The sequence below is a fragment of the Rheinheimera texasensis genome, assembly GCF_964031785.1.
Taxonomy (GTDB): domain Bacteria; phylum Pseudomonadota; class Gammaproteobacteria; order Enterobacterales; family Alteromonadaceae; genus Pararheinheimera; species Pararheinheimera texasensis_A.
In genome coordinates this window covers 853,526-873,558 of the sequence record NZ_CAXIRE010000021.1, presented here as the reverse complement: position 1 = coordinate 873,558, position 20,033 = coordinate 853,526, and the positions used below count along the sequence as shown (strand labels likewise).

15 protein-coding genes are annotated in these 20,033 nt (G+C 50.7%); 13 read left to right on the top strand and 2 right to left on the bottom strand.

Annotated elements, in window-relative coordinates; translation table 11 throughout:
• Positions 1-7: 7 nt before the first annotated feature.
• Positions 8-1,036, bottom strand: coding sequence for a LacI family DNA-binding transcriptional regulator (locus tag ABNT34_RS15460; protein WP_348733198.1), 1,029 nt, complete (start codon positions 1,034-1,036; stop codon positions 8-10).
• 196 nt (positions 1,037-1,232) lie between these two features.
• On the opposite strand from ABNT34_RS15460, the gene ABNT34_RS15455 reads away from it, so the two are divergent.
• The 6 genes from ABNT34_RS15455 to ABNT34_RS15430 all read left to right on the top strand — a co-directional run bounded on the left by ABNT34_RS15455 (position 1,233) and on the right by ABNT34_RS15430 (position 5,752).
• Positions 1,233-1,868, top strand: a complete 636-nt coding sequence (locus ABNT34_RS15455; protein ID WP_348733196.1) for a hypothetical protein — start codon at positions 1,233-1,235, stop codon at positions 1,866-1,868.
• Positions 1,865-2,665, top strand: coding sequence for a ThuA domain-containing protein (locus ABNT34_RS15450; RefSeq protein ID WP_348733194.1), 801 nt, complete (start codon positions 1,865-1,867; stop codon positions 2,663-2,665). The genes ABNT34_RS15455 and ABNT34_RS15450 overlap by 4 nt, the downstream gene beginning before the upstream one ends.
• An 83-nt stretch (positions 2,666-2,748) precedes the next feature.
• Positions 2,749-3,486 (top strand): transporter substrate-binding domain-containing protein, encoded by a 738-nt coding sequence (locus ABNT34_RS15445; RefSeq protein WP_348733193.1) that lies wholly within the window; start codon positions 2,749-2,751, stop codon positions 3,484-3,486.
• 89 nt (positions 3,487-3,575) lie between these two features.
• Positions 3,576-4,259, top strand: coding sequence for a hypothetical protein (locus tag ABNT34_RS15440; protein ID WP_348733191.1), 684 nt, complete (start codon positions 3,576-3,578; stop codon positions 4,257-4,259).
• A 119-nt stretch (positions 4,260-4,378) separates the two neighbouring features.
• A complete protein-coding gene (locus ABNT34_RS15435) occupies positions 4,379-4,819 on the top strand; it encodes a hypothetical protein (RefSeq protein WP_348733189.1) in 441 nt (146 codons plus the stop codon).
• A gap of 615 nt (positions 4,820-5,434) precedes the next feature.
• Complete coding sequence (locus ABNT34_RS15430; RefSeq protein ID WP_348733187.1) at positions 5,435-5,752, top strand: hypothetical protein; 318 nt, start codon at positions 5,435-5,437, stop codon at positions 5,750-5,752.
• A gap of 87 nt (positions 5,753-5,839) precedes the next feature.
• Here the strand turns inward: ABNT34_RS15430 and ABNT34_RS15425 are convergent, their stop codons facing one another.
• Positions 5,840-6,829 (bottom strand): Gfo/Idh/MocA family oxidoreductase, encoded by a 990-nt coding sequence (locus ABNT34_RS15425; protein WP_348733185.1) that lies wholly within the window; start codon positions 6,827-6,829, stop codon positions 5,840-5,842.
• A gap of 421 nt (positions 6,830-7,250) precedes the next feature.
• On the opposite strand from ABNT34_RS15425, the gene ABNT34_RS15420 reads away from it, so the two are divergent.
• From ABNT34_RS15420 to ABNT34_RS15390, 7 genes are all read left to right on the top strand, one after another.
• On the top strand, positions 7,251-8,675 hold the full coding sequence (locus ABNT34_RS15420) for an extracellular solute-binding protein (RefSeq protein WP_348733183.1): 1,425 nt from the start codon (positions 7,251-7,253) through the stop codon (positions 8,673-8,675).
• Positions 8,672-9,559: a sugar ABC transporter permease gene (locus tag ABNT34_RS15415; protein WP_037045538.1), complete on the top strand. Its 888-nt coding sequence runs from the start codon at positions 8,672-8,674 to the stop codon at positions 9,557-9,559. Before ABNT34_RS15420 ends, ABNT34_RS15415 begins: the two co-directional genes overlap by 4 nt.
• Positions 9,560-9,587: 28 nt before the next feature.
• Positions 9,588-10,490, top strand: coding sequence for a carbohydrate ABC transporter permease (locus ABNT34_RS15410; RefSeq protein WP_348733181.1), 903 nt, complete (start codon positions 9,588-9,590; stop codon positions 10,488-10,490).
• A 20-nt stretch (positions 10,491-10,510) separates the two neighbouring features.
• Positions 10,511-11,587, top strand: coding sequence for a sn-glycerol-3-phosphate ABC transporter ATP-binding protein UgpC (ugpC, locus tag ABNT34_RS15405; RefSeq protein WP_348733179.1), 1,077 nt, complete (start codon positions 10,511-10,513; stop codon positions 11,585-11,587).
• A 312-nt stretch (positions 11,588-11,899) separates the two neighbouring features.
• On the top strand, positions 11,900-15,196 hold the full coding sequence (locus ABNT34_RS15400) for a chitobiase/beta-hexosaminidase C-terminal domain-containing protein (RefSeq protein ID WP_348733177.1): 3,297 nt from the start codon (positions 11,900-11,902) through the stop codon (positions 15,194-15,196).
• 42 nt (positions 15,197-15,238) lie between these two features.
• Entirely contained in the window at positions 15,239-19,357 is a 4,119-nt protein-coding gene (locus tag ABNT34_RS15395; protein ID WP_348733175.1) for a peptidoglycan DD-metalloendopeptidase family protein, read from the top strand.
• Positions 19,344-19,856, top strand: a complete 513-nt coding sequence (locus ABNT34_RS15390) for a hypothetical protein (RefSeq protein WP_348733173.1) — start codon at positions 19,344-19,346, stop codon at positions 19,854-19,856. The genes ABNT34_RS15395 and ABNT34_RS15390 overlap by 14 nt, the downstream gene beginning before the upstream one ends.
• Positions 19,857-20,033: the final 177 nt, after the last annotated feature.

Sequence of the window (20,033 nt, the reverse complement as noted above, 5' to 3'; positions counted from 1 at the left end):
TGTTTTGTCAGTTGCGACCCGGCTCGCGCGCCGAGTCGCGCACGATAAGCTCGCAAGTCAGCAAGTCAGCGTCCGGGCTGGTTGGGCCTTCGTCCGGCAAGCCCTGCAGTTTGCGAATCAGTTTGTACGCGGCGCGATAACCAATAGCGGTGATCGGCTGGCGCATCGTCGTCAGGTTCGGCCAGACCTTGGTCGAGAGTGCGATATCGTCGATGCCAACCACCGAAATATCGTCCGGCACTTTCAGGCCCCGGCTGTGCGCGCTGTACAGCACACCAACCGCCATTTCGTCGTTCGATGCCAGAATAGCGGTGGGGCGCGGCTTTTTGTTCAACAGCACGGCGGCTGCATCAACACCCGACTGAAAAGTGTAATAACCCTGCACCAGCAGCTTTTCCGGAAACTCGAGGCCAGCTTCGGCATAGGCCTGGCGAAAGCCGGCTTCGCAGCGCTGACTGGAACCCTGATCCGGGTGACCGAGCACAAAACCAATATCTTTATGTTTAAGCCTGAGCAGGTAACGCGTCAGTTCATAAGCCGCCTGCTGGTTATCAAAGCCAACGCTGTCACCAAGCGCAGCGTCCGGCGCGCCGATGCGCACATAAGCGACCTTGCGGCGGTTCAGCATGTCGAGCAGTTCTTTTTTGTCACTGAGCGGTGGCACCAAAATCAGGCCATCGGCCAGGGTGTTGTCGATAAAGCCTTCAATTTCAGCGACCAGACCGGGCGAGCGGTAGCTGCAGTCGTACAAAAACAGCCCCATATTCGATTCGCTGCAATATTGCAGCACGCCTTTTTGCAGTTTTTGCAGATAACCGGGGCTGGGGTTGTCGGCCAGCAGCGCAATAAACAACGAGCGGTTTTTTGCCAGCGCCATGCCAAGCGGGTTGCGTTTAAAACCGGTGGCCTGAATGACCGCCATCACTTTGTCGCGGGTTTCCACCGACACATTGGCTTCATTGTTAATGACGCGCGACACAGTTTTTTTCGATACACCGGCCTCACGGGCCACATCGTTAATGGTGACAGCAGACATAACAGCAACAACCTCCGTTTAGCTGCCGGATAGCAGCGAAGAACCTGCGCGTCTGCGGCAATAGCTGCAGAAAAAGAACGTTGAAAATGCGCAGAAAAAGTCAGGTATAAAGCATATTGACACCGGTGTCAACGTGTCAGCATGCTATGGTTTTTGCCAGGTTATTCATGAAATTTGGTATTCACAGGAGTCTGAATTGCAAACTGAACATCAATCGGCTGCCGCGCTGGTGTTGTCCTGCGCCGCGTTATTAAGCGGCCAGCATCCCAGCACTGCATTACACACCGCGCTGGCGTATCCTGCGCTGGCAGATTTTGTCAATGGCCTCAGCACAGAGTTCAGCACAGAACTGGCGCTGCCGGCTTTAAATAAAGAGCAGGGCGCAGCACCGCTTGGCTCCTTACTCAGTCAAGGCTCAGCCCGCTTGCAGCCGCTGCTTGGCGTCGCGGCAGCGCGTCTGACCCAGGGCCAGTCGATAGAATATCTGTGTTTTGCCAGCGCCTGCTGGCTGCGTTACAGCATGGGCTTTGATGGCAAAGGCGACACGCTTGTTGTCGAAGACGCTTTAGCCGACCTGCTGATGCAAAACCGCTTAGCGCGCTGGGATCATATCGACGACCTGATGGCTGGTTATCTGGCTATTGATGGGCTATTTCCTAAGGCTTTGGCGGCACAGCCGGCCTTTGCTGACCGGCTGAGTTATTGGCTTTGTGTCATTCTGGCCAACGGCATGGGCACAGCATTACAAATTCTTGCCATTGAATGCCGCGACTACAGCGCGCGTGATTTCAGTACCAGCGCCACAGCGTCAAATAAAAGGAGTCAGGCATGATTAAAGTCACAGTATGGAACGAATGCCGCCATGAAAAAGAAGACGCCGATGTGCAGGAAGTCTACCCGGAAACCATCGGTGGCTGCATTGTCGATAACCTCAAACCTTATGGTTTTGATTTGACTCTCAGTACGCTGGACGACCCGGCGCAGGGCTGGCCGGATGCCTTAATTGAAAGCACTGAAGTCGCCATCTGGTGGGGCCATCGCTATCACGACGAATTAAGCGATGCGCTGATCGACAAACTGCAGGCGCGGGTACTGGCCGGCATGGGCCTGATTGTGTTGCACAGCGGTCATCACGCCAAACTGTTTAAACGTCTGATGGGCACCAGTTGTAACCTGAGCTGGCGCGAAGCCGAAGGCGGCGAGCGTGAACGGGTCTGGTGTTTAAAACCTTCACATCCAATTGCTTACAACATTCCGCCTTATCTGGAACTGCCACAATCGGAAATGTACGGCGAGCCTTTTGATATCCCGGAGCCGGACGAGCTGATTTTTAATTCCTGGTATCAGGGCGGGGAAGTGTTGCGCAGTGGCTGCACTTTCCAGCGCGGCCGTGGCCGGATCTTCTTTTTTGCGCCGGGCCATGAGACCTTCCCGATTTATCGCAACGAACACATTATCCAGATATTGGCCAACGCCATCGCCTGGGCACATCAACCGCATCAAAGCGGCTGGAATCTCGGCAACTGGGGCCGGCCTATTCCGCTCGAAGCCGGTGCGCCGAAGCAAACTTACTACAAAAAACCACGCAAGCTGATGCTGGCGGAAAAGGCAGCAAAAGCGAAGAAATAATCCCTACCTGATAAAAGTTGCCAGAACAGCAAACCATGCGCTGGTTTGCTGTTTATACTGCAAAAGGAACAGGAGGTGTGCCAATGACAGGGAAATTTGCCGTGAGGCTGTTATTGTGGTTGTCGGCGTTGCTGCCAGCAGCGCTACAAGCCTGTGGCCTGCGGGTTGTCACCGAAGATTTACCGCCTTATCAGGTGGTGCATGAAGACAAGGTCGTCGCCGGCTCGGCCTATCTACAGGTGCAGGCAATTTTGCAAGCCGCCGGTTTACCTTGCCGTACTGAAGTCTTGCCCTGGGCCCGCGCTTTTGATCTGGCCCGCACCCAACCCAATACCCTGGTCTATTCGTTGGCGCGGCTGCCAGCGCGCGAGAACTTGTTTATCTGGCTGGCGCCGCTGATTAACGCCGATTATCGTTATTATTCAGCCAACAGCGCTGTGATTGAACAAATTCAGCAAGGTAAATTACCGACCGAATTCACTGCAGTGGCCGTCGCTGGCAGCATGATGGACAGCACGCTGCAACAGCTTGGTTTTATCCCTGATCAAAACCTGATTTTGGTCAAAGATGTGAATGCCCAGTGGAAAATCCTGCAGTTAAACCGTGCCCAGCTGACACTGGCATTTGAACCGGATTTTCAGGCCCTGAGTGATGCCAAAGTGCGGCAGACTCAATTCTATGCATCGCGTCAGATAGTCCGGCAAATTCAGCTGTATCTGGCGGCGCACCCACAGACTGACCCATTATTATTGCAACAACTCAAAGCCGCAGTCGCACAGCAAGCTCAGCAAGGCCTGCCGGTGAATGCACCGGCGCAGTGAAAGGCTGGCTATAATCGGCGATGGTCAGTGGAAAACGCCGTGTCCTTAGCATTGGCCATCGGCGACCGGCAGTCTGGGTAGGTGTACCAATGATGACAAAACTAGCGCTATTTGGTTGGCTGTTGCTGCTGGCCTTTCCCCTGGCGGCACAACAACCAGAGCGCCCGGCCAAAATGACTTTTTCCTACGTCGACCATCCCGCTATGGTCAATTTTATCATCCCGGTTATTCGCGACGCTTATCAAAAACTCGGCATAGAAACTGACTTTGTCGCCCAGCCGTCGAACCGCAATTTGATGCTGGTCGAAAAAAATGTGGTGGATGGAGATGTCGGTTATATGCGGATTGTGCTGGACGGTTATAACAACATCATCAGCATAGAACCGCCTTTGGTATCAGGTATTTACACCCTATTGTGCCAGCCGGAACTGCCTTGTGATCCTTCGGTACTGTCCGATCCACAGCAAACAATTGTCACCACCTCAGTGTCAAAAAACGGTCTGGAAAAAGGTTATCGCGTCGCCATCCGCAGTCAGTTTTATGTGGTGAATGACCTGGCGATGATCCCCAAATTTGTCAGCAGCGGGCGTTTTAGCTACGCCATTTATCCCTCAACGGCCAATGAATTGAAGCGGTTAAATCCGGCAGAACTAAGCTATGTGAAGCTGTTTGATGCCAATCTGTACCACGTGCTGCATAAGAAATATGCTTTTATGGCCAAGGATATCACTGCGGCGTTAGAGCAAAGTCTGGCGAAGCGGAAGAAGCGGTAAAGCGATTCGTCGTGCCAGACAGTTTTTTTGATGCGTGAAAGTATCTTCTGGGATAAAGGGCTTTGCTATCTTGGGGACGGGGTGGTGAGTATTAACGTTTATTGATGAAAACAGGGAAGATGATGAAAGCCATATATCTGGTGCTGGCCATGCTGGTCTGCCTGTTACAAGAAGCGTTGATTGTGCAGTTATATTGCTTGGTTACCGGGAAAAATATGCCGGTCTATTTGCTTAGCCCGTTAAACAAAACGGATTTCCAGCCGCTGTTGTCGCATCTGCTATCCGGTGTTTTGCCCCTGCTCGGGGTTTTTGTTGTGCTGCTGATAGTTCGGCGCCAATCTGCGCAAATTCGCCAATCGGCCGGCTGGGGCAGTCTTATCGCAGCTGCAGTCAGTTTTAGCTTTTTGATATTAAATCAGTGGGTTCCGCTGATTGAAGGTGCCAAAATGTCATCAACTTTTGCCATCGGCAGCGTTTTCACTTTGATCTACACATGCTTGTTCGCTCTGCTGGGAGGTTATCTCGGCGCACGCTTTGGGCAGATGAAATCTGATGGTTGAATCCTAAGTGACTCAGGTAATGCTCTTTGTGCTAGTCTGGTTTTAAATCTGATAATTTGTTCATGGTATTTAAATATGTCCAATCCCGACTGATTGGCGCTCAGCTACTTGATGGATCGTGGCAGGTCTAAATGGAAAGGAAGCCGCTGTGTTTGTTTTGTTACTTATTCTGACGTTCTCGCCCACGATAATAATGATTTGGGGCATTACAGCTTGGTTGGATGATATTTGGCGGACACTAATTCTCATATTTCTGGTGCCATTGATTTACCAGAGTTTTTTTAAAATCCTAAACAGAATTTTCATAGCCCGGCCCGTACTGGCCTCAGGGTTGCCTTTCATCGTGTTATTGGCACTGACATTTTTAATCCAAGTACTGCTTTACGTCATTGTTTTAAAAGGTTTTCATACTCTGTCACAGTGACGGCATCAGCTCCTCTGACGTTGTTGGTGGTGAATTGGCAATGAGTTAAATTAACTGCATTTTGAATTTAATTCCATCTCCAGGCTATTGCAATTAGTGCGGTACAACTCCCAAAGTTATACCGCAGACTGTGTGCTGAATTTGGTATTTGTTTTAGATATAAACCCAATCAAATCAAAGGATTTTATTTAATGGAAGTAAAGATCGACATCTATGCCGACAAGATGGTTTTAACTGGTAAGGGGCGCACCGTTCAGGTGCAACCTGCCAGTCCTTATAGCAGCCAGCGCTTGCTGGTTGGTACTTTTGCTCCCGCCGTTGATTGCGTGAAAAATGGCCTGAAACTACTGGGTACGACTGGCTTCTGGCAAGCAAAACCGAGGCTAACCATCGTTGCCAAAGACAGAATCGAGGGCGGTCTATCGGAGATTGAACTGCGCTGTTTGCTGGAAGTGGGTTACTCTGCCGGTGCAAAACAGGTGGACGTTTTGGTGGATGGTGTCAACTGACGGATTTAGAGGGATGTGTGTTTAGGGTGGGCGAAAAAGCAGCGGCCGGAGCCGCTAGCTGCAAAAATTCTTCGGATATTTAATCTCTTACAAAGTCACCGGCACACCATGCTGGCTGGCAGACAACTTAATTGCGTCCCACAGCTGCGCCATGCGCAGGCCTTGTAACACGTCGGATGGATTGGCGATTTCACCGCTGCGCGTTTGCATAAAGACGTTCATCAGATTGTTGGCGGCTTCTTGTTCTTTGCGCACCACATTACCTTGCGCATCTTCAATTTCCATCCAGCGGCCCCAGGCGCAGATGCGCACTATGGCGGTTGGGAAATAACATTCGATGCGTGACACACAGCGGATAGCGCGGCCGCTGGCGTGCAGGTTAAACAGTGTGCCGTCACTGAGTTCACCGGAAACCGACGTCACCACGTCGACCGGGAAACCGAGATTTTGCATCATAGCGCTGATACGGGCGAACGGTTTGCTGGTGATGCGCGATACGGTGTTCATCATGTGGGCGCCGGTATCAAACATAAAACCACCGCCGGAAATCGCCGGAATTTGTTTCCAGTGGCCCTGATATTTGTCGGCCCAGTCTTCCCAGATGGCGGCGTTGATACTGACCAGCGGGCCGTATTTTTCTGTCGCGATAGCGTCACGCAACTCGGCAACTAACGGCGATAAGCCGCCCTGATAAGCCACCACCAGTGTTTTGCCGCTGCGTTGCTGGGCAGCCACTAAGGCTTCAGCTTCTGCGACTGTAGTCACCATAGGTTTTTCCAGCAGCACATCAAGGCCGAGGTTCAGCGCCAGCAGCGCTTGCTCGGCGTGAGCGGCGTGCGGCGTGCAGATATATACCGCGTCAAGAGTTGCTGCTTCAGTATTAAGCAGTTGTTGCCAGTCGCTATAGCTTTGCGGCGCTGCTTTTTGCGCTGCGGCAGCGATAGTGGCGACATTAGCCATCGCGGCTGGATTTGGGTCCATCACGGCGCGGATTTGCAAGTCGTCCCGGCTGATCCAGGTCTGAATATACTGAGTGGCTTTGGTACCACAGCCGATGATCGCTAATTGTAAGGCCACAGCAAAACTCCTGAAGGTTAAAAACCTATAAAAAACATAAAGATATACTAATTAATAATCAGGTGTGCCGGCCTGTGCATGGTGCTGCTACCGCTGGCATTGACACCATTAAATTGTATATTGACACCGGTGTCAATAAGCGTATTATCAAAGTCGACAGGGTTTTCTGCTTAAAAAAACGACGTCTGGCGCTGGCGCTTTGCCGGCAGACCGGAACGAAAAAACCAGGAACGAAAAATGTGCTGTGCAGCTGTGCAAAACAACCGCACGCGAAGTTACATGCTGACGCTAAAACTGCCGACACCCGCATTGTCGGTGGGGCAACGGCGCCAGCATAGATCCAGTGACGCAGGGGCAGCTGCCCGCAGCGACAATGGCTGAACAGACCAACATTTTTCTGACCGATAACAGAGCAACATAGATGAGACAGACGATAAAATTACTGCTGCTACCGGTGGCGGCAATGATTGCGATCGGTTGGTGCCATAGCGCCAATCAGGGGCGGGGGGAGCCGCCTGTCGCCGATAGCACTCAGCCGGTGCTGGTGATCGCCGAACACAGAGCCGCCCGGCTGGACGCTTTACGTGAATTACAGCCGATGTTGCAGCAACGTCTGGGTGTGCAGCTCCGCATTGTCGAATATCCGGCGCCGCCGCAGGATTATTTCACCAAGCTGGTGACTGAATTACGCGCTGGCAATGCGCCAGATGTGTTTAGTATTCCACGGGATTTGCAGGTCGACGACCTGGCTGCTGCCGGTTATCTGGCTGACTTGACGCAAGATTTACAAGCCTGGCCTGGTTATGCTTCCATGCCTGAGTTAGTACGGCAGTTGAGCCGTGCCAGTTTTAACGAAAAAAGTTATGTAGTGCCTTCCATCGTTGCCGTCGAGCAACTGTATTACCGCCATGATTTATTAACCCAAGCTGGTATTTCTACCGCGCAGCCAAAAGACTGGCAGGATTTGTTGGCGCGTAGCCGTCAAATCAAACAACAATTGGGGCAGTTTCCGCTGCTAATTCCGGCCGGCCTGACCTGGGGCATGGGCAGCTACACCGAAGGCTTCCGTTATTTACTGGCCAGTTTCTCCGGCTATCAGCTGCTGACCAGCGACAACCGTTACGCGCTGCGTGACCCGGCTGTCGCCAAAGCTTTTGATTTTTATCACACTTTAGTCAGTGAACAGCTGATGCCGGTGGCGCCGCTGTTAAACCCGGAGCCTTGGGTTATCCCCAAATATGAAATGTTCCCGAAAGGCCAGCTGCTGATCACCACTTGCGGCAGCTGGTGTAAAACTTTTGACTGGGGCCCGGGCAGTCGCAATCCGATTGCTAACGTTGATGATGCGGTGCGCACCTGGCGTTTCCCTTCGGCCGATGGGGCTGAGCCTTTTGCGCTGGCTTCAGTGGTGTATGCCTGGGCGGTTAATGCCCATAGCCGCAAGCCTGAATTGGCGCGGGCGCTGGCTTTATTGATGGGCGACAACGATGTGGCGCTGGCTTATGCCAAACGCCTCGGTAATGTGCCGGCGCGGTTGGATGCGGCGCAGCATCCGAAGTTTGCTGAATTAGGCGCGATGACCGCCGACCATGCGTTGTTGCCACAAGCAAGAGCGCTACGCAGTACCGTCGGCGCCAATGCGATGATGGCAGGTGTGGCGCGGGCGACTGAAGCTGTGCTCATCGGCAAGGTCGATGGCGCCGGTGCGCAGCAGCTGTTATTGCAATACGTCAGTCACGTATTGGGCGAAGACACTGTAGGTCAAAGGGCGACATCGCTGACAGATCCAGCAGCGAGCGCTTTGGCGCAGGCTGAAGGCAAAGAACAACAGCAGGAGGCGCAATGAAGCCAAAAACTTTTGAGGCGCGCCGCCAGTTTGGTTACCGCCTGATGATGACGCCGGCCTTAGTGCTGATGGCGGCTTTTATCGTGTTTCCGGCGCTGTATGCCTTTTCACTGAGTCTTACCGACGATGCGCTGCTGGGTTTTGCCGCGCAGGAATCTTCTTTTGTTGGCCTGCGTAATTTCGAGCGGCTGTTTACCGACCCGCTGTTCTGGAACTCATTAAAAGTCACACTGATTTTTGTGATTGGCTCGGCGGTGATTGGCCAGTTTGTGCTCGGCTTTTTGTCAGCGCTGACGCTGCAGCAGCCGGTGAAATACAAAGCGATTTTTAACGCCATTATCTGCCTGCCGAATGCCGTGCCTGAGATGGTGGTGGGTTTTTTATGGATCTCGATGTTCGCCAGCGGTGAATACGGCACCTTAAACCGGCTGGTGGCCTGGTTTGGCGTCGAGCCGCAGCAGTGGCTGTACACCTTCCCGCTGTTGTCGATCATCATCGTCAACACCTGGCGTGGTATCGCTTTTGCGATGATTTTGCTGACCTCGGGCCTGTCGTCCATTCCAAAAGATTTGTATGAAGCGGCGCGGGTTGACGGCGCGACCGACCGGCAAATCTTCTGGCGCATCACCTTACCGATGATGATGCCGACCATTTTCCTCTACATGTTTATCTCGACGGTGACCACCTTTGCCATCTTTGGCCTGGTCTACACCTTAAGCCGCGGCGGACCGGCCAACAGCACCGAGATTTTGGGGATTTATATTTACAATCAGTCGTTTACTGCCTTCCAGCTCGGTTATGGTGCCGCGGTCGCAGTGGTCAGTCTGGTGGTCTCGATGTTGCTCGGCATCTTGTATGTGCGCGCGCTGAAAGTGGAGGTCTGACGTGGTGAGTCTGGTTCGGGAAGTCCCGATGGATACTTGTGTCAGCGGGCAACAGGCGCAGCGTCGCGCTTATGTCACGCTGGTGTTGATTTCGTTATTTTGTCTGGCGCCATTTTTCTGGGTGCTGCTGGCGGCTTTTGACCCCAAAGCCTCGCAGTTTTTAAGACTGCCGGACAGCCTGACGCTGGCGCATTTTCATAATTTGCTGACCAACGAAAGCGGCGTGCGCTGGATCATGAACTCGGTGGTGATCATCGGTAGTGCCACTGTGCTGACGCTGATTTTTGCCGGGCTTGGCGGTTATGCCTTGTCGCGCACCCAGGCCTGGTGGAAGCGGCCTTTGCTATACGCCATTATTCTGGTGCGTATCGTACCGCCGCCGGCGCTGATTGTGCCGGTGTATAAAGTGATGCTGACGTTAAACGGCTGGATGCACGGTTTGATCACAGGCCTTACTGATGATGCCGCTTTGCAAACAACTTTGCTGCGGATGTTTTCGTTCGTTGACGGTTATCTGGGCCTCATTCTGATTTACACCGCATTGCAGCTGCCGCTCGCTATTTGGATCATGAAAACCTTTTTTGATGCCATTCCAAAAGACTATGAAGAAGCGGCGGCGCTGGATGGTGCCAGTCAGTGGCAAACACTGCGGCATGTGCTCATTCCGCTCGCATTACCAGGCTTTGCTGCCGCCGGTTTATTCGCTTTTATCAATGCCTGGGGCGATTTCCTGATGCCGCTGATGTTTACCTCATCTCCGGAATTACAAACCCTGCCACTAGGTATGTTCCGCGCCTTTTTGCGCGTTGACGCCATCGACTATGGCTTTTTAACAGCGCTGGCGGTGATTTACACCCTGCCGGCTGTCATCGCATTTGCATTCGCCCGACGTTTCCTGACCCAGACATTCTCTGGCGGCGTCAAAGGCTAACGAAGGGATAAGGACCTGTTATGTCAAAAATTGAATTACGTGGCATCAAAAAAGATTATCAGGGTACTGAAATCGTCAAAGGCATTGATATCACAATAGAAGAGGGCGAGTTTGCCGTGATTGTCGGCCCATCTGGCTGCGGTAAATCTACGTTACTCAGGATGATAGCCGGCCTTGAAGATATCAGCAGCGGTGAGCTGGTGATGGGCGGCAAAGTGATGAATATGGTGCCGCCGGACCAGCGCGAAATCGCCATGGTGTTTCAGTCGTATGCGCTTTATCCGCACATGACGGTGGCCGACAATATCGGTTTTGCGCTGTCGCTGAAAAAAGTACCAAAAGAAGAAATCGCCAAGCGCGTGCGCGATGTTGCCAAAATGCTGGAACTGGAACATTTGCTGGAGCGCAAACCCGCGGCTTTATCTGGTGGCCAGCGCCAGCGCGTCGCTATTGGCCGCGCTATTGTCAAAAGGCCCAAAGTGATTTTGTTTGACGAGCCATTATCCAACCTGGACGCCAAGCTGCGTGTGCAGATGCGCGCTGAGCTGACCAAATTACACCGCGAATTTGGCTCGACCATAGTGTACGTCACGCATGACCAGGTGGAAGCCATGACCATGGCACAAAAAATTGTCGTGCTACATAACGGCCACGTCGCGCAAATGGGCGCGCCGCTCGATTTATATCATCAGCCAGACAACACTTTTGTTGCGCAGTTTATCGGTGTACCGAAGATGAATCTGGTCAAAGGCCGCCTGCAAAACGGCCTGTTTACGCTGCCTTGCGGCGAACAGGTGCAGCTGGACACTGGCTACGGCAGCGCGACGGAATTGCAACTCGGCGTGCGGCCGGAGCATTTACAAATTGTACGCGGTGGCAGTGGCTGGGAAGTGGATTTGGTTGAGCGTTTGGGGGTTGAGACCTTTATTCACCTGCACTGCCAGACGCAGGAGCAGCTGGTGGTGCGCCAGGAAGGTGACTGCCAATACGAAGTTGGTGAAAAAGTCGCGCTGACTTTTGCAGAGGACCGCTGTTTCCTGTTTGAAACCGACGGCAAACGCCGTTTACCGGCCGCTGCCGTGGCTGTAGCTAGTTAGGCTGTCGATTAAGCTCAGCGCGGCTTAAAACGCCGCGCCGATGCTGATCTTTTGTTTCGAATCAAACAAATCCAGCGAAAAGCGCGGCAGTTTGCGCTCTGCTGCGGCGCAGTTGGTTCAGTGCCATTCGCACTAAAGCTACGCTCATCAATGGTGATCATCCCTTCATTTTCCCCCCGTTATTTTTGTCTGCAGTTCAACCGCCTCTTGATTGTTATAAAACAGAAATAAAAATGTGATATTTTAGTTTTCAGTGAATTTCATGGCGAATGCTGACTACTTTCTAGTTTTTCAGACAAGGAAGTTACAGTTATGCAACATTTCGCGCAGTGGCGTTCCATCAGTTCCTCTTTCAATCTGCTCAGGCGGCTGAGCATTGCCGCAGTCGCAGCAATAACTTTTAACAGCAGCGCTGCTGAGCCGGCAGAGTTCAGTTGGACACCTGCTTCTCATCAGGGGTTTTATGCCGATGTGACTCAGGATGGAGTGGTTGACTTGTTATTGCAGGCAAAACATGCCCGACACCCGCACTTTTTACTGCCTGGCACCGGGCTTAAAAACCAACCCTTCGACACGCGACAGCGCATCGAACTCCCTGCAAGTATTCAGGGGCAAACCTGGTTCGCAGGTGATACCGCGCTGGTCGCGCTAAAAAACCAACAACGCGGTGCAAAATTACTGCTGATTAACAACAAAACGCTCAGTGCATTATTGTTTGAAGCCGTGCGCAGCCCGGCAGACCTGGTCAGACCCAGTCAGCAATATCAGGCAAAACAGCATTCATGGTTGCGTGAAGCGGCTAACATCCGCTTTTTTACCGGCGATTTTGACGGTGATACTCAGCAGGACTTGCTGTTGTTACACGCTGACACTGGTACACATCAGCTGGTGTCTTTAGATAAAAGCAATCAATTTAAATCTGCGCGGCCCGTCTCCCAACGCGCGGCTTGGGGCTTAAAAGCGAAAGAGCGCATCATCATTCGCGACTTTAATCAGGATGGCACGGACGATGTTTTTGCGTTATCAAAAGATGGTCTTTTCCCCAATTATCTGGTTTACGGCGATAAACAACATGGTTTTCAGCAGACGACAGGGAAGACAATCCATACGCTGCACGGCAATCTGAGCTGGGCCGATAATAAGGCCGGGATCAGAGTTGTATTGCGCAAATCAACCCGTCAGCCTTTGTTGTTTCGGGCCTACAACGCGGCTGAGCAGTCCAAGGGCAATGCGCATTGCCTTGGTTGGTTGTACGACGCTGAAACAGACCAGACCCAGGAACTTTGTCAGACCTCGGGCAATGCTAAGTTACTGGCTGAAGATCTGGCACTGGTAAGTGACATTCAGGAAGAATGTCCAATAGAACAAGTGGTGCCGACGCCGGAGACATTGCAGCAGGATTGCGAACCTGGCGTGATCTTGCCACGCACACCGTGGGTCTCGCCTCAGATCAGTGGCTCTGTGTTTAATGTCGGTAGCTATTTTAATGTGACACTTGCCAATACCAATGACTTTCGTGCAGTTGAATATGATGTCTGGGCAGTAGATCACTACGGCAGCTATGAGCAGGTTGGAGGCATCTCAGCACCAACGGCTAACAGCGGCTTAGACTATGTAACCACGACAGCCCGGATCTCTCGGGTTGGTGTTTTTAACCTGTTATATCGGGTTTGTAATATCGACGGCTGCTCCGGCTTTAGTCCGGCTTCAGCCAACATCCAAATCCAGGCGCCTCAGGTGTTACACAGGGTGAATGCTGTCGCAGGCGCCAACGGCAGCATCAGCCCATCATTTCGCGATGTGCCACATGGCCAGACCACCATGTTTACCGTGACCCCCAGTACTGGCTACACAGCAGCGGCCTCGGGCTGTGCCGGACAACTGGTTGGTACCACTTATACCACAGGCCAGATCACGGCACCATGTAACGTTAATGCCAGCTTTACTGCAACCCCACTGCCACAGGTGAATAGCCCGGGTATATCCCCCAACGGCGGCACCCATTCAGGATCGGTCTCAGTGAGCCTGAGTTCAACGACCGCAGGCGCGACTATCCGCTACAGCACCAATGGTGCGGATATCAGCACAAGCTCGCCAGTCTATTCTGCACCTTTTGCTTTAACTGCTAACGCAACAGTCAAAGCCCGAGCTTTTAAAGCCGGGATGGCAGACAGCACGCAAACGTCGGCAAGCTTTGTGGTGAATCTGCTGCAACAAGTCAGCAGCCCGGCGATATCTCCCAATGGCGGTACTCATTCGGGTTCAGTGTCAGTGAGCCTGAGTTCAGCAACAGCAGGGGCAACTATCCGCTACAGCACTAACGGCACGGATATCGATGCGAATTCACCGATTTTTTCTGCACCTATTACTTTAACCGCCAATGCAACAGTTAAAGCCAGAGCTTTTAAAGTAGGTATGACAGATAGCACGCAGACGTCGGCAAGTTTTGTGGTGAATCCGCTGCAACAAGTCAGCAGTCCGGCCATTTCCCCAAGCGGCGGTACCCATTCGGGGTCAGTTTCAGTGAGCTTAAGCTCGGCAACTGCGGGGGCTACTATTCGCTACAGCATCAATGGCGCGGATATTAGCGCGAGTTCGCCGGTCTATACCGCACCTTTTACCTTAACCACTAACACAGCAGTCAAAGCCAGAGCCTTTAAAGCCGGCATGACAGACAGCGCACAAACGTCGGCCAGCTTTGTGGTGAATCCGCTGCAAACAGTCAGCAGTCCAGCCATTTCCCCCAACGGTGGCATCCACTCGGGGTCAGTGGCGGTGAGCTTAAGCTCATCAACTGCAGGCGCAACTATCCGCTACAGCACTAATGGTGCTGATATCGATGCGAATTCACCGATTTATTCTGCACCTATTACTTTAACGGCCAATGCAACAGTTAAAGCCAGAGCTTTTAAAGCCGGTATGACGGACAGCACGCAGACATCGGCGAGCTTTGTGGTGAACCCGCTGCCACCGGTGAGTAGCCCAACCATTTCCCCCAATGGCGGCACTCATTCGGGTTCAGTATCAGTGAGCTTAAGTTCAGCAACTGCCGGGGCGACTATCCGCTACAGCACCAATGGCGCGGATATCAGTGCGAGCTCGCCAGTCTATTCTGCACCCTTTGCTTTAACTGCTAACGCAACAGTCAAAGCCAGGGCTTTTAAAGCCGGCATGACCGACAGCACGCAGACGTCAGCGCCCTTCACTTTCACCACAACAGATTTAACCAGCTCTTTTAGTTATGACACCCGTGGGCGTCTCGTCAGCGCGACTGACAATAACAGCCTCAGTATGCAGCAACTACTCGATGACAGCCATAACCGCACTTTGGTGGACGTTAGTAATATCCCAGCCGCTTTTCCGCGGATCACGCTGTTCTCTGCACCTGACAAAGTCAGTGCTGCAGGCGCTACAGTGCAGGTGCAATGGGCATCGCAAAATACCAGCAAATGCACCTTGCAGGTGCTTGGCAGTTACAGCCAGCAACTGAACTTGCCGGTAGCGGGCAGTACCAGTATTCCGGTGCCGCAGGCAACGTCGATCATCTTGCAATGCAGCAACGGACAATCCGCTGATGTGGAAGGAAAAATCATCAGAATTGGCAATTAGTAGCTTTATGAAATCAGCGTTCATGAAGCATCGGCTTCGCAGTTGGACAAGGACGAACCTGACAAGAGAAGCAGCAAAATGAAATTTATTAATAAAACTCTGATCGGTCTCTGCATATTATTGACGAGTACCGGATTGCTGAAAGCCAACGACTTACAACCGTTAAAACCGTTGCAAGTCGCGGCAGATTTGAACTCCGTCGACCTGATGTCCGGCAAATTTTATCCACAACTGCCGGTACTACAAATTCCTGCAGCGCCCAATTTGTCATTACAAAGCATGCAGCAGTTCGATTCAAAAATTACCGGTGTGTTGTACAGCTCCGCTACACCACAGGGCTTCCTGATTGGTCCGCGCAAAGAAAGTTACACCCTGATCTTTGGCGGCAAAACGTCGGAGTTTTTTAACTGTAATCCGGAATGTGTGGCTTCTGACGGTACCGGGTCAAAATTGCTTGGCACTATGGATGCATCTTCCCGGCAATTTACCTATAAACAGGGCAAAACCGGTTTACTGGTGCGGTATACCTTATTGTCTTCGTTTCAGGATTTCAGCGGTGATGCGCTGAGTAAAAAAACCTATGAAGGCACCTGGTACGCCAGCGAGGTGTATTTTCCGGACGGGGAAAAACTCAGTTATCAATACGACACCGTAGTATTGGGGGGGGTGAAATATCACAGGCCCAAAACGGTCTCCACAAATTTAGGTTATCAGTTAATCCTGACCTATAAATCAAATGACATTACCACTGGAACTTTTGCCTGGAGTTCAGTCGCTACAGCCCGCATTGTAAAAACGGATGCCCCTGCCACAGATTTGGCGCGTTTTACCTACAGCGGACAAGGAGATTACAGCCAAATCGATATGTTGGGGAATACATGGAGATATAGTGGTGCTGAAAATGCACTCGGTGCCAGCGATTTTACCTCAGCATTTTCATTGAAATTGCCGGATGACAGTGCGCAGACTCTGCAAGTCAGTAGTGCCACACTGAACTATGGTGGCATCAATCACAATTTATTTGTCACTGACGTGACGGATCGCGGGCTTGCTTATAAATACGTTTATACCGCAGCGAGCGGCACTGGTTTTGACCCGGCTAAACAGTTCTCAAAAATTCAGATCACGGGCCCTGCTGGCTACCAACGCACTATTCAGCTGAGCGTATATCCTGCACCAGAACAGCGCCAACTGATCAAGTCCGACACCGATAGTCTGGGGCGAACAACCCGCTACACCTATACCGACCACAAACTGGTAGAGTCCGTGACCTTTCCCGAGGGAAATCAAGAATTCTATAGTTATGACGACCTCGGTAATGTGATTAAAAAACAACAAATTGCGAAGCCTGGTTCTAATCTGAACGATATTGTCACTGAAGCCGGCTATGACATCGTCAACTGCGATGTCCATCTGACTTTATTGTGCTATCGGCCGACTCATTCGCTGGATGCGAAAGGCAACCGTACCGATTACAGTTTTGACCCGGATCACGGTGGTCTGCTGACCAAGCTGGAACCCGCAGATGCAAATGGTATCAGACGTCTGACGACCAACACATTTGAGCGTCTGAATGGTTTTTACCGTCTGACCAGAACTTCGGTGTGTGGCACAGGACAATGCAGCGGCAAACTGGAGCAAATTACCGAATTTACCTACTGGAATAATACCAATCTGCCAAAAACTGTGAGTAAGACCAATGGCAGTCGCAGTAAAACCGAAACCACAACATTTGATTACGACACGTCAGGTCGCCTGTTGATGGAAGACGGGCCTCTGCCAGGCACTGCTGATGCAAAATACTACCGTTACGATGTGACAGGCCGCAAAACCTGGGAGATTGGACCGGTAAATCAACAAGGTAAGCGATCGGCTATCCGTTACAGTTACCGCAATCAGGATGGTCAGGTACGGATGACGGAGCAAGGCATGCTGAACTCCGCCACTGATGAGAATTTGCAGACTGAACTGACTACTGAGCATCAGTTTGATAGCAAAGGTCTGAAGTTGAAAACCGAGGTCAGATCTGCACAGCAAATTGAAGCAGTAACGCAATTCAGTTATGACAACGGTAACCGCCAGCGGTGCATTGCTCAGCGAATGGACCCGGGTCAATTCACGGCGCCGCCAACTGATGCCTGTGTGCTTGGCAGCAAAGTGGATTATGGCGATGACCGGATCAGTCAGCATAGTTACGACACCAATTCACGTTTACTCAAAACCATCTCAGGCCTTGGCACAGCTGCCGAGGGTATTGATATTGAGATGACTTACACTGCCAACGGGCAGGTCGAAACACGTGCAGATGGTAACGGCAACAGCACAGTGTATAGCTATGACGGTTTTGACCGGTTAAAACGCACAACCTTCCCGGACGGCAGTTTTGAGGAAAATGGTTATGATGCGAACCACAACCTGCAAACATTGCGAAAACGCGATGGCGTCATGTTCACACATAGTTTTGACAACACCAACCGGCTCAGCAATACCGTTGTGCCTTCCGAGAGCACGATCGTTTTTGGTTATGACAGCCTGGGCCGGCAAACGTCGGTCAGCCGTGACGTTCAGACGGTTAGCACAACTTATGAAGATTTAGGGCGGCTGGAAACAACCAATACTAATGGCAAAACCTTGACTTATGGCTACGACAACGCCGGACGACGCAACCGGTTAACGTATCCGGATGGGTTTTATGTCACTTACGCATATGAGAGTGACAGCAGCTTAAGCCGCATTGTCGATAACACCAATAAAACCCTGGTGAGCTACAGCTACGACGGCACGGGCCGACTGAGCGGCATCTTTCGTGGGAATAGTGTCAACTCAGTGTTGGCATTTACACCGCGCAATCAACTGCAAAACTTTGACCATCTGAATATCAACCGGTTGAGTTTTCAATACAATCCATCAGGTCAGCTGATTAATCGGCTAGCTTCCAGTGCAGATTTTCAAATTAAAATTCCGCAACCGGGTCGGCAGGACTATCAGCCCAACAATCTAAATCAATATACGACTTATGGCGGCCAGAGCTTTAGTTATGACCTCAATGGTAATTTAAAAAACTTTGACAGCTGGACGTATAACTACAACGCCCACAACCGGCTGACATCAGCCAGTAAATCAGGCCAAAACCTGAGCCTGGAATATGACGCCACTGGCCGTCTAAACAACAGCACCTTAAATGGCAACAAAACGACTTTTTTGTACGACGGCAATGAGTTAGTGGCGGAATACAATGCCAGCGGTGCTTTGCTTAAACGCTATGTTCACGGCATCGGCAGTGACGACCCACTGCTCAGCTATGATGGCAATGGTACCACCAGTCCAACCTACCTGTTAGCAGACGAACGCGGCAGTATTATCGCTGAGACCAATGCCGCGGGCACTGTGGTGCAAAAACACCAATATGGCCCCTACGGCGAGCCGATGAATGCCAGCACGTCCCGTTTCAGATACACAGGCCAAATCCTGTTACCGGGCACCGAGCTTTATCACTACAAAGCCAGGGTCTACCATCCAAAGCTAGGTCGCTTCCTGCAAACCGATCCTCTCGGCTACAAAGACGGCATGAACTGGTACGCCTATGTCGGCAATGATCCGATGAATAAGGTGGATCCGGAGGGGACTTGTGGGTTGTTTAAAGGCAAGTTGATGGGGCGTGGCTGTACATATGTTGTAGCAGAGGGGGCTTTTTCAAAACCCAATTTTAAATCATCGTTAAATAGTCCCGTAGGGAGTGCAGTAATCACATCGAAAATGGGACCAAGAAATACACCTAAAGGTTCCAAAAATCATAAAGGAACAGATTATGGAGTCTCCGAAGGAACCTCTGTTAGCGCTGTTGCAGATGGGAAAGTTACTTTCGCTGGTACTGACTCAGGTTATGGGAAAATGGTTGTTTTAGAACATTCCAGCATGACTGGTAATAAAGTGTACACTTCATATGCTCACGGTTCTAAATTCAATGTTGAGAAAGGGGATACAGTCAAATTGGGTGATAACATTATGAAGTCAGGAAACACTGGGAAATATACAAATGGACCACATTTACATTATGAAATATTAAAAACAGAATCTATACCTATTGATGGCTTATTCAAGAAATCAGAAGTTAGATCTGAACCGACAGAGCTAGAGGGACTACTTAATGACTATTATTAAATTTATTTTTTTCTGGTGTGCCATTATCGGTTATGCCAAAGCAAACGAAGGGTCTTGTCTGTTCGATATTCCAATATCAGAAAATACAGCTGGTATAAAGTTAATCTCCAATGGAGATATATTTAAGCAGGTTGATGACAAAAAAATATTTGACTATCTAGTGAAACATTACAAGCGCAAGGAGCATTATGCCGGAAGTATTCACAATGCTGATATTCAGTCTTATATAACTTTTAGTGATTCAGATTTGCATGTTGAACAAGTGGTATCAGAAAAATATAATAAGGTTAACACTCTATGTGCAACAGTGAAAAGTTCTAATAAATTGATTGAGCTATTTATTGATTCAAGTGTTGCTTTTGATTTTTTTAAAAAAAAATGTATATCTTCGTGTGAAGTAAAGATTTCGTCTTATGATGAAAACCTTATAATGTATATTTTATTTTCAGGTGAGAAGTTGTTGGCGATTAAATACATTAATTTGGGGTACGACGGGTAAGCTTCGACGAAAAAGAATTTGCGTGGCACACATCTTAAAATGTAAACGTCCGACGTTCACATTTTGATGCACTGATTTAAATGCCCTCCAATGTATAGTGGGCATTTTTTATTTTTGTCGCTAGGTCAAGTATATGCTTCTAGGTGTAAAAGCGCGATGATACAGAATCATATTAAA

Excerpts from the sequence above, each read along its gene's own strand:
- ABNT34_RS15440 (WP_348733191.1), top strand. The coding sequence starts at position 3,576 with ATGATGACAAAACTAGCGCTATTTGGTTGGCTGTTGCTGCTGGCCTTT.
- ABNT34_RS15410 (WP_348733181.1), top strand. The coding sequence starts at position 9,588 with ATGGATACTTGTGTCAGCGGGCAACAGGCGCAGCGTCGCGCTTATGTC.
- ABNT34_RS15415 (WP_037045538.1), top strand. The coding sequence starts at position 8,672 with ATGAAGCCAAAAACTTTTGAGGCGCGCCGCCAGTTTGGTTACCGCCTG.
- ABNT34_RS15445 (WP_348733193.1), top strand. The coding sequence starts at position 2,749 with ATGACAGGGAAATTTGCCGTGAGGCTGTTATTGTGGTTGTCGGCGTTG.
- ABNT34_RS15450 (WP_348733194.1), top strand. The coding sequence starts at position 1,865 with ATGATTAAAGTCACAGTATGGAACGAATGCCGCCATGAAAAAGAAGAC.
- ABNT34_RS15435 (WP_348733189.1), top strand. The coding sequence starts at position 4,379 with ATGATGAAAGCCATATATCTGGTGCTGGCCATGCTGGTCTGCCTGTTA.
- ABNT34_RS15400 (WP_348733177.1), top strand. The coding sequence starts at position 11,900 with ATGCAACATTTCGCGCAGTGGCGTTCCATCAGTTCCTCTTTCAATCTG.
- ABNT34_RS15420 (WP_348733183.1), top strand. The coding sequence starts at position 7,251 with ATGAGACAGACGATAAAATTACTGCTGCTACCGGTGGCGGCAATGATT.
- ugpC (WP_348733179.1), top strand. The coding sequence starts at position 10,511 with ATGTCAAAAATTGAATTACGTGGCATCAAAAAAGATTATCAGGGTACT.
- ABNT34_RS15390 (WP_348733173.1), top strand. The coding sequence starts at position 19,344 with ATGACTATTATTAAATTTATTTTTTTCTGGTGTGCCATTATCGGTTAT.
- ABNT34_RS15460 (WP_348733198.1), bottom strand. The coding sequence starts at position 1,036 with ATGTCTGCTGTCACCATTAACGATGTGGCCCGTGAGGCCGGTGTATCG.
- ABNT34_RS15430 (WP_348733187.1), top strand. The coding sequence starts at position 5,435 with ATGGAAGTAAAGATCGACATCTATGCCGACAAGATGGTTTTAACTGGT.